The 13,141-nt window shown below is 54.4% G+C and carries 7 protein-coding genes; 5 read left to right on the top strand and 2 right to left on the bottom strand.

What is annotated here, in order from left to right:
• Positions 1-11 precede the first annotated feature (11 nt).
• The 5 genes from RC85_RS05200 to RC85_RS05180 all read left to right on the top strand — a co-directional run bounded on the left by RC85_RS05200 (position 12) and on the right by RC85_RS05180 (position 6,890).
• The gene (locus tag RC85_RS05200; RefSeq protein ID WP_068259434.1) at positions 12-1,334 is read left to right on the top strand and encodes a S1C family serine protease; all 1,323 of its coding nucleotides are present in this window, start codon (positions 12-14) and stop codon (positions 1,332-1,334) included.
• A gap of 110 nt (positions 1,335-1,444) precedes the next feature.
• Entirely contained in the window at positions 1,445-2,800 is a 1,356-nt protein-coding gene (locus tag RC85_RS05195; RefSeq protein ID WP_068259431.1) for an O-antigen ligase family protein, read from the top strand.
• 11 nt (positions 2,801-2,811) lie between these two features.
• Complete coding sequence (locus RC85_RS05190; protein WP_068259429.1) at positions 2,812-4,014, top strand: formylglycine-generating enzyme family protein; 1,203 nt, start codon at positions 2,812-2,814, stop codon at positions 4,012-4,014.
• 228 nt (positions 4,015-4,242) lie between these two features.
• On the top strand, positions 4,243-5,262 hold the full coding sequence (locus RC85_RS05185) for an aspartate-semialdehyde dehydrogenase (RefSeq protein WP_068259427.1): 1,020 nt from the start codon (positions 4,243-4,245) through the stop codon (positions 5,260-5,262).
• A gap of 560 nt (positions 5,263-5,822) precedes the next feature.
• Positions 5,823-6,890: a hypothetical protein gene (locus RC85_RS05180; protein ID WP_235033308.1), complete on the top strand. Its 1,068-nt coding sequence runs from the start codon at positions 5,823-5,825 to the stop codon at positions 6,888-6,890.
• Positions 6,891-7,180: 290 nt separating this feature from the next.
• Here RC85_RS05180 and RC85_RS05175 read toward each other — a convergent pair whose 3' ends face one another.
• Together RC85_RS05175 and RC85_RS05170 are read right to left on the bottom strand one after the other, a co-directional pair.
• Positions 7,181-8,731, bottom strand: a complete 1,551-nt coding sequence (locus RC85_RS05175; protein ID WP_157593882.1) for a hypothetical protein — start codon at positions 8,729-8,731, stop codon at positions 7,181-7,183.
• Between the two features lie 398 nt (positions 8,732-9,129).
• Positions 9,130-12,885, bottom strand: coding sequence for an FHA domain-containing protein (locus RC85_RS05170; protein ID WP_068259417.1), 3,756 nt, complete (start codon positions 12,883-12,885; stop codon positions 9,130-9,132).
• Between the last annotated feature and the right edge of the window lie 256 nt (positions 12,886-13,141).

Below are 13,141 nucleotides of genomic sequence, written 5' to 3'. Positions count from 1 at the left end.
GAACCGAGCCCATGATGCATGACGATTCGCAACGCGAAGAAGCACCATCGGAAGCTTATCCAACAGAATTCGGGCGACTGGAATCGTGCCAAGAGCATCAAGCGATTGACGAAAACACTGGCGAGCCAACCGATATTGCCAGCCGCGATATTGGCAAAGACAGTGAGGAGATTTCGAGTAACGAAAGTCGGCATCGTTCAAGACAAGCAGACCCGATCACTCAAAGCCTGGGCGTGCTGGCCACAATCGGATTGATTTTGCTGGCCGCCCGATTCCTGGTGCCGCAGGTCGTCGAAGAGGTTCGGTACGCGTGGCATCGCGGGGAATTGCGAGCTGAATATGAAACCGGCACCGATGGCCTAAAAAATGTTTCGCTTGAAGCACTCAGCGACGCTTACGAAATGGTGACCGCTGCGGTTGGCCCGAGTGTCGTCCACATCGATGTCAGTCGTCGCCTGACCGTTGACCAGGCTAGCCTGCCATCAGGTTTGACGGCTCGGTTATTGCCCAGTTCCGATCAGGGCAGCGGAGTGGTCGTCGATTCCGAAGGTTACCTGCTGACCAATCGCCACGTCATTTCCGATGGCGAAGACATTACGGTGACGCTGAGTGATGGCCGACGTTTGCCTGCGCTGGTTGTTGGCACAGACGCGTTGACTGACTTGGCTGTTTTAAAAGTCGATGCCAAGCAACTGATTCCGATCGCTTGGGGTGATAGTGATCGATGTCGCGTGGGTTCGCCGGTGTGGGCTGTCGGCAGCCCCTTCGGACTTGATCGTACGGTCACGTTTGGGATCGTCAGCGGAAAACATCGAAAGGTCCGCGCCAGCACAGAGTGGCAAGACTTTATGCAAAGCGATGTTGCGGTGAATCCGGGCAACAGCGGTGGACCGCTTGTTGACGCTCGCGGCACGTTGGTCGGCATCAACACCGCGATCGTCGGTGAAACTTATCAAGGCGTCAGCTTTTCTGTTCCCAGCAATGTCGCCAAGAAAATCTACACTCGCATCAAAGCCGACGGACGTGTGGAACGCGGTTGGTTGGGCGTATCGTTGGCGACGGTAACGGACGAACAATTGGTCGGCGGCAACCGCAGGTTACGAGGTTCTCGAATCGAACACTTGCACGACAAGACCGGCCCGGCAGCCCGAGCAGGAGTTTTGAAGGGAGACATTGTTCTGGAAGTTAACGGCGTTGCGGTTCGCGACACTCAGCACTTGATGCAGGTGATTGGCGAAGCGGTTCCGGGCGAAGAAGTGAAGTTGAAAATTGATCGATCGGGCGCAGTTTTGGAAATACCGGTAGTATTGGGCGTCAATTTGGCTCTTCGATAGTTCCGAGCGAGGTATTTTCATCATTGCTATACGAAAATCGCCTTGGTCAAGTATGCTGGTTTTCGGCTGACCTTCTTGCTTCCTGACCGCTGAAATCGACGACCCCTGACGTGCCAACTCTCGCGACCACCAATTCAACTGCCGGCGAAGAATTGCAGGGCAATCGTGATTACTCGATGAGTGGATTGCGAGCGTTTCCGATCTTGTGTGCTGGCCTGTTGGCGCTCGCTTGTTTCTTTAACACGGTCGATTTGAACTACGGGTATTCTGGCGGCGAAGACCATGTCGGTTTGGATTGGCAGGTTGCCATCAAGCTGGTCATTGCCGCGGCTTGTTCATCGCTAGGCTTGCTGGCAATTTTGTTTAGCGCCCAGGTTCGATCTGCTCTTGTTTCGCTGCCCGGGTGCATCTTGGTGGCGTTGGCGTTTGTGTTTATTGTCACGTCATCGGTTGCGTTGCCAGAAGCCGCGACGGTGGCACGCGTGGCAGCGATCGTTAACTTTGGATATTTGTGTTTTGTCCCGGCTGCGATCTCGCTGCTCGGACTTCGGCGATTGACAATCATCTGCTTGATTGCATTGGTGACCAACTTGGTAATCAACTGGATTATGTATCTGGGCTTTCCGGCGTCAGGTGTTTACGAAGAAGAATTGTGGAGCAACGTGATCGCGCGGCGTATGGGCGGACTCGGTCACCCCAACTCCGTCGCACGTACCGGAGTGCTGTCAATCATTTTGGCGTTATCGATGTTGCGAAGCCGTGACTTAGCGCCGCGTCTTCCACTCGGCCGGACGCTTTTGATTGCTGTGATCGTCCTGGGTTGCATGACCATGCTGGCGACTTTCAGCCGGACCGCGATCGTTGCCGGCGCTTTCGCAGTCGGCTTGTTGTTGCTGGACAAGATCTTCACGCGCATCGGTATGTTCTACACCGTGTCAGCGATCACGATGCTGATCGCTGCGGTGGTCAGTCTAGAATTGATTAGCGGCGGAGGTTTCTTTAGTGATTCATTTCTTTCGATGACAACCAAAACAGGTGACATGGAAGAGCTGACTTCGGCGACAGGACGAACTGCAATCTGGGCCGAATCGTTGCGTCTGATTTCGCTGAGCCCGATCACCGGCTATGGCCTGAACAGCGCTCCGTTCATGATGAAAGAGTTTTCGTTGCACCCGCACAATGTCGTGCTCCATGCATCAATGTCAGGCGGCATACTGGCTGGGTTACTGGTGCTCGTTTTGCTCGGATGGAACTTCTTCTTTGGCCTGACCAGCAACGAACCTCTCGTCCGAGCCATCTCGATTTACGTGCTCGTTTCAGGCATTTTCGAGGACACTGTGCTGGACACGTTTGCATCACCTTCAACCCTGCTGTGGCTAGTCGTCCTGATCTATCCAACGCTTGAAGGACTGTCTCGTTACAAAGCTTCGCGGCAGCCCCAACCAACGAATCTCTCCCACCTTTAGAGTTCCCTTTGATGCTCCATCGTTTCTTAGTTGCCGGTTTGATGCTTGTTTCCTTTGCCGGTTTCTCGGCGGGCGTTTGCAAAGCCGAAATTGCTGATATCAATGTCGCCAACAAGCCAGGCATCTCCAAAACCAAACCCAGCGAGGGCCCTGCGATTGAAATCGATGGCGGCTTCATGGTCCCTTACACGCAAATCATTCCCGGCACCGATCTGACCTTCGAGATGATTCCGATTCCGGCTGGTTCTTTTCAGTTGGGAAGCCCCGACGCAGAACCCGACCGATCTGACGACGAAGGACCGCAGGTCAAAGTTAACGTTGCCCCAATGTGGGTCGCCAAGACCGAGGTCACGTGGGCTCAGTACGAAGAGTTCATGAGTCTTTACAGTGCGTTCAAGACGTTCGAGTCGGACGGTGTTCGGATGGTAGACGATGGCAACAAGGTTGATGCGATTACCGCGCCGACTGAGTTGTATGATTCCAGCTTCACTTACGAATATGGCAACGAGCCTGACCAGGCAGCCGTGTCGATGACGCAGTACGCGTCACAACAATTTACGAAATGGCTTAGCAAGATCACCGGCTTGCAATATCGATTGCCGACCGAAGCCGAGTGGGAATACGCGGCACGTGGTGGCACAACGACGGCCTTCTATTGGGGCGACGATCCAGATCAGGCTGATCAGTTTGCGTGGTTTTTTGACAACGCTGGTGAAGGTCAAAAACAAGTGGGGTTATTGAAACCGAACGGCTTTGGATTGCATGACATGCTGGGTAACGTTGCGGAGTGGACAGTGAATCAGCACACTGAAAACTACAACGACTTAAAAGCCAAAGAGCCATTGGGGGCGACCGATGCTGGGGTTTGGCCCGAAATGGGTACCGAGTGCGTCGTGCGTGGTGGTCACTGGGCTGACGATGTCGCGGCCCTTCGCTGTGCTGCCCGGCTGGTTTCCGATGACGAAGCTTGGAAAGAAGAGGACCCAAACTTTCCGCTTAGCCCATGGTGGTTCACCAGCGATCCGGCTCGCGGTGTCGGCTTTCGATTGTTCCGTTCCTATCAACCGCTCTCCAGTGAAACGATTCAAAAGTTCTGGGAACCCACCGCGGAAGATGTCATCGAAGACGTTGAATCTCGTATTTTCAGCGGACGCAGCGGACGCGGCTTGGTGGACCCAGAGTTGCCTTCGGCGCTGAAAGAATTGGAAGGTTGACGTTTGACTGAGGGACGTCTGAACCATAGGTGGCTAGGCTTCCAGCCTTAGATTGAGAAACCACAGGCTGCAAGCCAATGCCACTTACTGGTACCGGTGCCCAATCACGGACGCGATGCCCGGCTCACTTTCTGAATGGCAAAACTGCTCCAGCCGTTCCCTCAATCTGTGTTCTAGCTATGATTGGCGGCAGTTCAATTACTCATTCACTTATCCAGAAATAGTCCCGTGTACGAAACCGTTGCTCTTGTTGGTGCCACAGGTGCCGTTGGCCGAATCGTTTTACAACAGCTTGCCGAACGTCAGTTTCCGATGAAGCGGCTAAAGCTATTGGCCTCCCAGCGAAGTGTTGGCAAGGAAGTTCGCTTTCAAGGCGAAATGATCAAGGTGGAATTGTTGGAACCGGGTGCGTTCAAAAACATTGACTTGGTCATCGCCAGTACGCCCGACGAAGTCTCTGCCGAATTCGCGTCTTGGGCGGTCGATGCCGGTGCGGTTGTCGTGGACGAAAGCGGCTATTGGCGAATGGATCCCAAGGTGCCTTTGATCGTCCCCGAAGTCAATCCAGAGGCAACGCTTGGACACGAAGGCATCATCGCCAGCCCCAACTGCAGCACGACTCAAATGGTTGTCGCGCTTGCGCCTTTACACAAAGCTGCCCGCGTCCGACGCGTCGTCGTCAGCACCTATCAAGCAACCAGCGGTGCTGGACTAGCTGGCAACGAAGAACTCAACGACAGCATCCGACAATCGCTGGCTGGCAAAAAACACACACCCAAAACTTTTCAGTATCCGATTGGATTTAATCTGATCCCGCAAATCGGATCCGAAAAGCACGAAGGTTACACCAGCGAAGAAATGAAGATGGTCTACGAGACCCGCAAGATTCTGGGCGACGAAGAAATCCAGGTCTGTCCGACTTGCGTTCGTGTTCCCGTCGCGATCGGCCACAGCGAATCGATCCTGGTCGAAACCGAACGTCCGCTAAGTGTGGCCGAAGCCAAAGAATTGTTCGAGGCCGCCGAAGGAGTCACCGTCGTCGATGATCTTGATGCACAGAAGTATCCGATGCCGCTTGACTGCGACGGCAAAGATGATGTCTTCGTCGGCCGCATCCGCCCAGACATCAGTGGCGGAAACGGGATTTCGTTTTGGTGCGTCAGCGACAACTTGCGAAAAGGCGCTGCCACCAACGCAGTCCAAATTGCCGAATTGCTAGTCAAGCAGGCCGCCGCAACCGCAAGCTAACGCGTCAATCAGCTTCAGTCAGCTTCAGTCAGCTTCAGTCATCGTATTATCCTGCGCATTCATCTGCAAAGCTGGGCTGGTTCCAATCCGCTGCATTGTGAATCGTCCGTACGGTTTGCTCTCTTTAACAAACTGGACAAAACGATGAGGGGGCAAAACGATGGTGCGCTGCATGCGAGCGAGAAAGCGGCATGATTACCGCGCACCATCGTTTTGCCCCCTCATCGTTTTGCCAAAAAATCCGCTCATCCGACCGCGAACGGCGCCGCGACCGCGAACGGGGACAGGGCACGAGGGCGCGAAAGCGCGAACGCGAACGGGGAGGACGCGAACGGGGACAGGGCACGAGCGAGGGGCGCGAACGGGGACAGGGCATGAGCGAGAGTTGCAGGCTGAATTGATAGCAAATGCAATTGCGGATTGTCCCCGTTTTGCAGGAGTATCGGAGGCTTGCTAGCACAAAATTTGACAGTTTGGTCGCAATCTCGTTAATTTCATCGCAACTGAACGCATTGCCACTCTCTTTGATGTGTTCAATTCCTCTGACCTGGATCAGCGTGATGCGAAAAGCTCGATGTGAGGTAATTGACTCATCCGAAATCAATGTCGTTCATGTTTACAACCGAACCGTTCGACGGTGCTTCCTCTTTGGCCAGGACCCTCTGACCGATAAGAATTTCGATCACCGTAAAGTCTGGATCGAAGAATGGCTCGAACACTTCGCCGCCCACTTCGGTATCGATTTATTGACCTTCGCGGTGCTCAATAACCATTTTCATTTGATCCTCCGCAATCGGCCCGACGTGGTCAGAACTTGGTCCGATACCGAAGTCGCTCGCCGCTGGCTGATGATCTGCCCGCACCGAACCGACAAGCAAGGCAAGCCGATGGCACCCAGCGAGGCGGAACTGAACCTGATCCGAAATTGCCCGCTCAAGCTAGCGCAGACGCGAGAGCGTTTGGCTGATGTCTCGTGGTGGATGCGGCTTTTGTGCCAGCGAATTGCCATGCGAAGTAACCGAGAAGATCAGGCGACCGGACGCTTCTTTGAAGAACGTTACAAAGCCATTCGGTTGATCGACGAAGCTTCGATCATCGCTTGCAGTGCCTACGTGGATTTGAACCCCATCCGAGCGGAGATCTGCCAGACGATCGAGTCGAGTGAGCATACTTCAGCCCGGCGTCGCATCGATTCGATGCGGCAGCAACACCAAGCCGAGCGCCCCGAACCGAAGTCCTTTCAGCGAGACCCTGCTGCTTTCTTGAGTCCATTATCGATCGATGAGAAGTCGGATCCCACCGGACCATGCGCCAGCGACCAAGGGAAACGATGCAGCGAGAAGGGGTTTCTGGCGATGTCCTTGCTTGACTATATCGAACTGCTCGACTGGACGGCTCGTCAGAGTCACCGAAGCAAACGAGGCAAGACGCCCACCGATCTTCCCCCGGTGATAAAGCGTCTGGGAATCGCCCCAGATGATTGGTGTGAATTGGTGAGCAGTTTCGGCAGGCTGTTCCATCACGTGGCCGGTAATCCCGATACGATTGACTCAATGCGCAGCCATCGCAAGCACCAGCGTTTCCGAGTCCACCGCCGGGTCCGCGAGTTAATGTCAACGGAAGACTAACCGGCAACCACGTCTTTTCTTTCTTCTAGAGCAGCGACCCAATTGGTTTGCCATAACGCATGCTGCGCTTTCGCGTATGTTTGACCGCAATTTCTGCTTGGATTCGCCGCCTAATAGCGTTATTGAGCATCAAGCATGCCCGTAGATCGCAATATCACGTCGGCGTGCGACTCTGCTCCGTCAAGAATATGCCCTGTCCCCATCAGGACTGTCCCCATCAGGAGCACTTGAAAACTCAACACAAGGCCTGACCCTGGGCTGATGAAAATGTCGTGCAAAGGCTTTTACTGCTACCCGGATGAGTTTGCTGCTTCCTGGTAGGCGAGTTTGCGTTTCGCTGCGAGCGTGCTGCCAAGTTCTTGTTTCACCCATTGGTCAACTTGCTTCGTGCTGACGGTCGGAAGCAATTCCCTGACACGTTGCGGTGTCCAGTGACAAAGCACAGTACCCATCGCTGCTGAAAGGCTCGTCAGACCGCCTTTACTATGCTGGCCCTCAAGTCGTTTGAACTGCCCAAAACCGGACTCGAGATTCTCCGTCGAGATCCAAGTTCGTTCGTCGTCCTTCAGCTTGGATTCTTCAGCGAGTGCAAAGCTGACGAGTTCCTCGCACATCGCATCACTGGTTGAACAGTCCCATGAATGACGCACCTTGAGTTGAGTCAGTTCTTCTTTGAGCCGCAAGGAAGTCCCTGCGGACAATCCTACGCGATTGATCAATCGCAGCGACGTTTGGATGATACTTTGACATCGACTCCAGCACTGGATGTCATCTCGGTAGGTTCGGACCCATCCGAGCTTCTCGTTCATTCGTGACTCGCTGATTGTTTTCCTTGTCTTGGAACCGGGACGATCCAGGTGATACAGGATCATCGATGCCCAACGCAGCGTCGGGCCAAGATTCATGAAGCGAGCCTTTTCTTTTTGTGCTGGCGGAGTGAAGTAGCCCAGTTCGGTTTGTTGGATCGCGCTTCTTGTTTGCCCCCATTGCTTGCGAAATGCTAAAAAACGATCGCTTTTGCCGATCGACCTCTTGAAGACATTCGCCGCGTAGTGCTTGAAGTCACGTAGCACGATCACCTCTTTATCCGGTTTTTGCAGGACATCGACCGTTTCCCAAAGTTCCTTCGCCCCATCGGTGACAATGTATCGTGGCGTTCCAATTCGCTTCGCAAGTTGAGCATACTCTTTGCGAACGTCGTCCCATGTCCATCTGGTTTTGATCGAGACGGCCAGCGGTCGCATCTTCTCCAGCGGTAAAGTCTCTCCCGGACTGGGCAACTCACCGGCTCGCACACCAAGGATCTGCATCGCCTTGTCCTGACCGATTTGACATGAGTGATCCACAAACCAAATCCAGTCATCGGCTGCTTCGACAGGTTCCTTCAGCAGCGCAACGCCCGCTCGACAACTCCACTTTCGGATCGTGCTCCACGTCGGTGGCTTGTCGGGAATTCCAAGGAACTCAAAAGTCATTTTGAGAGCTTGTTCGGTCGGTCGAAACCCGATTTTGTTGCTCAGATTCAAACACAAAGCGATCATCTTGGGCCCAAAGCAGTGGTGCTTCAGCGGGAGGTCGCTGGGCAGACGATTGGTACGCTCTTGGAGTTGGTCGGCGCGATCCTGTTGCTGTTTCAGTTGCCTGCGTGCCTCGTGCAGATCGTCGTTGGTGCGTTGCCACTCGTTTTTGAGTCTTTCCGCCTCCACGCGAGCTTCGCCAAGTTGCTTTTGTAGTCTTTGAACCTTTGCAAATTGATTGTTCCGACTTCGCAACAGATTGCGTGCCGTTTCGTAAAGGGAGGACCTGTACCGCGAGACGGATTGGAATAATAATTGTGCCACTGCTGCGCTCCTTCGCTTGGTGTGATTTGATACCAAATCAAGTAAAGGATGCGTAGCAGTTTTGCAATTCTAACCTTGCCCAAATTTCCAGCACAGCTCGTTTTTCATCAGCCCAGGCATCGCCCCGCGCGTTCGGAGCCGCACGACGCGCGGGGCGATGCCCACGCGGTTAAACGATTTAAAAACCCTTCACGGCGTTGGGCATCGCCCCGCGCGTTCGAGGCCAGCACAACGCGCGGGGCGATGCCCACGCGGTTAAACGATTTAAAACCCTTCACGGCGTTGGGTTCGGTCCACGATCGGATTAGGCTCGACTGAACCCTGGCGGGATCAGCTACGGGCAGGTCGCGGGCAACCTCTCAGGTTGTTTTAAAACAGTTGCTCAACTGTCGCTCGACTTACTCGGCTGCATGTTGCTCTCGAGCGGCCTTGGCTGCTGCGTTTTGCAGGGCGAGACGATCTTCGGCGTGGGCGGCCTGTTCGTCTGGAGTCGAAAGCGTTTCCTCCAGTGCTTGTGGTAGTTCGCCACGTTCGGCGGCTTGCATTCGAGTACGAGCGTCGGAGAGATTCCTGAGCCCATCGCGAATCGAAATCACCGCGATAATGACAACCATTGCCCAGGCCAGGTAAAGCAGGCCGCCGGTCAAAAACAGCGATGCTCCCAGACCAAAGAGCACGGCAACAACAGCGACCCCAAAATTCATGACGCCCGCCATTTGCATGTTGCGAGTCTGAATACGGGTGCTGCGGCTGATGGCGGTCCTGGCAGACTGGTTTGCCAAGTCACGCATCGCTGACAGATCGCTGTTCCGCTCCGGTGCGTGCGAGCGGGGTACCAAAGGAGCGTCGGGATCAATTTCCGATTGCGGTGCGATTGGCGAAGAACCACTTTCCGATTCCACTTCCGACGCGTCTTGCGGGCTCACCGATACGGAAGACAGCGATACCGATTCGGCGGGCGCTTTGCTATCCGTTCCCGGAGTTCCCTGAACGCGTCCAAGCAAACGGTTCATGTACGCTTCGATCGAATCATCATCCGCTTCTTCTGTTGCACCCATCTCTTGTGTGGCACCGGCGTTGCCGCCCGATTCGGGTGAAGTTTCAGCAGGCGTAGCAGAGGATGGTTCCGCATCGATCGCTTCACTTTGTTGCTTAAAGCTGGCATAGGAATCTTCTTCGTCCGACTCCTCGTCTTCGAGTTCTTCCATGCTAGGCATCATCGCCGTCACATCCACACGGTCTTGCGAATGATCATCTTCGGATTCGCTTACTGCGGGAGTGATGGCCTGATCCTCGGCCTCGCATTGGTCGTACGCATCACGAAAGCTGTCTGCGTTGCTTTCACTTTCGTCGTTGTTGGCTTCGTTGTTGGCCTCGACGTCCCAAACGCTATCACTAGACGATTCTGACATCAGATGCGACTCGGACTCTTCTACGTATTCGCGGTCCCATGCAGCAACGCTCTCAGATGTCGGCGAATCTGAAACGTCTTCGCTGGCCCCTTCATCAACCGAATCATCCGCAAGCAACGCCATCAACCCGATCGGTTCCTCAGCAAGATCGTTTTCAGCAACATCATTTTCAGCGAGACCCTCGACAACCGGATCTTCCGTTTGGTCCATTGCCTGATCCAGCGAAATGGGACCGTCGTTCTCGACTTCATCAACTTGGCCCGATGGCGTGATCACTTCTGATTCGTCACCGTCACCCAAGTCGGCAATCAACTGGCTGGCAAGCGATCCAGTCTTTGGCCCAGCTTCGTCTTGATTCTCTTGATGGGTTGCCACCTGGTTCCAGATTGAAACTTCGGGCTCATCTGATTCACCTTCCAACTGTGATTCGACTGGGGATTCGACTGGGGATTCGACTGGGGCTTCAATCGGGGCATCGACTGGATCATCGATGGATGATTCCCAACTCGATTTGGGTGACTCGAAAGCAAGTTGTTGAGGTGTGTCTTGGTCAATGTCGGAAAATGCGTCTTCAGCGGGGCTTGGATTCCAGACCCCGGTATTCTCGATCATTTCTTCTGGTTGATCGTCGGATGATGCCAAGTCCCAAACCGATCGCGAACTTTCAGCTTCGATCTCTTCGGAAACCTGCTCGGGCTCAGTCTCCGTTTCGGGCTCAATTTCGGGTTCCGGAGTTTCCGTCACTTGATAGGTCGGCCAAACATCGTCAGGCGTCTCTTCGATCGACGCGTCAACATTGGATGGTTCTTCCTCTTCTTCAACGACCAATTGGTCCTCAACAAGCATCTCCTCGGCCGGAGCCTCATCAATCGAATTCGCTTCGGGAAGCTCCCAAACCGACAAACTGGATGCTTCCACGCTGTCATCGGCAACAGAGACAACAGATTCAACGACTTCGCTAGCGGAATTGTCGTCGCTATCACCTTTGGTAATTCCCTGACGCAAATCGGCCAGAGTTTGGTTGGCGTTTTCGAGTTCGCTACGCAGATGATCGAATGCTTCGCGTGTCGGGCGATCGGAAACCTCTTCAATCGCGTGGTCGCGTTCGGTTTCCACTTCATGCAACCGAGTGTTCAGCGATTGATTTGCTTGTCGCAAACTATCGAGTTCTTCGCGAGTTTTTTCCAGATCAGTTGAAAGCGATTCAATTTCCGCTCGCAGGCAATCCGCATCGGACGCCCATTGATCACGATCGGTATCGCCCCGCTGATTGCTTTGCGCGACCAGTTCTTCGAGTTGACGCACGGAATCAAGAGCGTCGCGGTAATCGCTGCGAAGTCGGTTTGCTTCTTCGGATGCTTCGTCAACGTTATGCTGCAGGCCTTCGACTTGTTTACGAAGCGAATCGATTGTCGCTTCGTTTTCTTGCAACCTTTGGTCGTCAACCTCGCCGCATTCGGCTTGCTCGGTTCGCAGCCGGTCAAGTTCCGCCGACATCTGTTCAACACGATCGAGTGCTTCGCGACGGCGAGCATCACTTTCGGCCTGAGCATCGATCGCAGCGTCTCGCTGTGTTTCCAGATCGCGTCGCTGACGTTGGTTTTCTTCCCGCTCGGTTTCTTCGTTGCGTTTCAGGTCGCTCTGTTGGTTCGACAGCTCTTCGATCTGCTCATTGAGCGCCTCGAACTGCTGACGCATTTCCTTGACCGCTTCGGTCGCCGCGGTCGCCTGGGCTTGCGATTGCAACAGGTGTGCCGTTGCCTCTTCTAGTTGCTGGCGATACTCAGTTTCCTGGCGAGCGAATTCGGATTCGCGCTGTTGGATGTGACGTTGTTTCTGGTTCGTATCTTCGCGCAGCCGCAGCAGTTCTTGTTGACGTTCGGCATAATCATCGTGCATTTGATACACGGCGGATTCTTGATCTTGAATCTTTGCCTCGCGGCGATACAAGTTTTCCGCTCGCGACCATAGTTCAGATTCGCGACCGCGCAGGTGGGCTTCACGTTCATCGCATTGACTGGCCCGTCGGTCGCATTCGACTTGCTTGGAACGCCATTGGTCGATCTCTTTGCGAAGCCTTTGTCGCCAAACGGCTTCCTCATGATCAGTCTGAGTGCTGCTTGGGTTGTTCAGGACAGGAGCGGTGTCGTAAGTCGCTGAAGAAAAACTTGACGATACGTCAGAGGAACTTGAACCGCTGATCGCCAACAGTTCAAACTCGTAATCACCAAGTCGCAGTTGGTCGCCCACAGCAAGTGTTGTTTCGTTGACTCGATTGCGATTCACCTCGATCGGAACCGAGTAAGCACGGACCACCACGCGGTCTCCATCACGCGTCAGTACCGCATGCATGGGGCGCAGGCTGGGCTCGTTCAAACGGATCGAGCAACCTTCGGCGCTGCCAAAGGTGTAACGGTTTCCGGTCAGGCGAAGTCGGCGTACGGGCGAGTCGGCGCGAGCGACGCGGAATTCAATTGATTGTGTGTCGGCGGTCTTGTTTGCGAAGTTATCGAGCGGGCTGGCTGAACGATTTCCACTGCCGCTGCCCAACAAACTCGATTGCCCAGGAATCGCTGACTGTGGCATCCCTGACTGCGGGATCGCTGACTGCGGGATCGCTGTTTGCGACTCGGTTGCGGAGTTGCCTGGCGTTTGAAAACTAGGCAGCGGCGGAAGTGTCCCACCCGCAGAAGTGGGTGAGAACATCGAGGTCGAATCTGCGTGAAAGGAGGTGGAATCCATTCCCGAGAGCGGTTCGTTTGTTTGATCCATGCTAAACGCCCGTTGTCTTTCCGTATCAGATCAGTGAAGGCACATCCTGCCTGCCTTGGAACCCGAATTTCGCGGTCAGCGCGAAAACCCGCTACTGCGCGAAGGTCCCTTGTCTTTCGTACTTCGGCGATCGACGCGACAGCGGTGAGCCAATTTGTCGGATCAGTCAAAGTTGAACGATCCTGACGATCAACCCTACCGCCAAATGTGTACAAACGAACACTTA

This window comes from Rubripirellula obstinata (assembly GCF_001642955.1).
GTDB lineage: Bacteria > Planctomycetota > Planctomycetia > Pirellulales > Pirellulaceae > Rubripirellula > Rubripirellula obstinata.
The sequence above is the reverse complement of the archived record's forward strand: the minus strand, read 5'-3'. Positions and strand labels throughout refer to the sequence as shown.

What these genes read in the sequence shown, in the direction of transcription:
- RC85_RS05180 (WP_235033308.1), top strand. Translation starts at nt 5,823, where the DNA reads ATGCGAAAAGCTCGATGTGAGGTAATTGACTCATCCGAAATCAATGTC.
- RC85_RS05190 (WP_068259429.1), top strand. Translation starts at nt 2,812, where the DNA reads ATGCTCCATCGTTTCTTAGTTGCCGGTTTGATGCTTGTTTCCTTTGCC.
- RC85_RS05170 (WP_068259417.1), bottom strand. Translation starts at nt 12,885, where the DNA reads ATGGATTCCACCTCCTTTCACGCAGATTCGACCTCGATGTTCTCACCC.
- RC85_RS05200 (WP_068259434.1), top strand. Translation starts at nt 12, where the DNA reads ATGATGCATGACGATTCGCAACGCGAAGAAGCACCATCGGAAGCTTAT.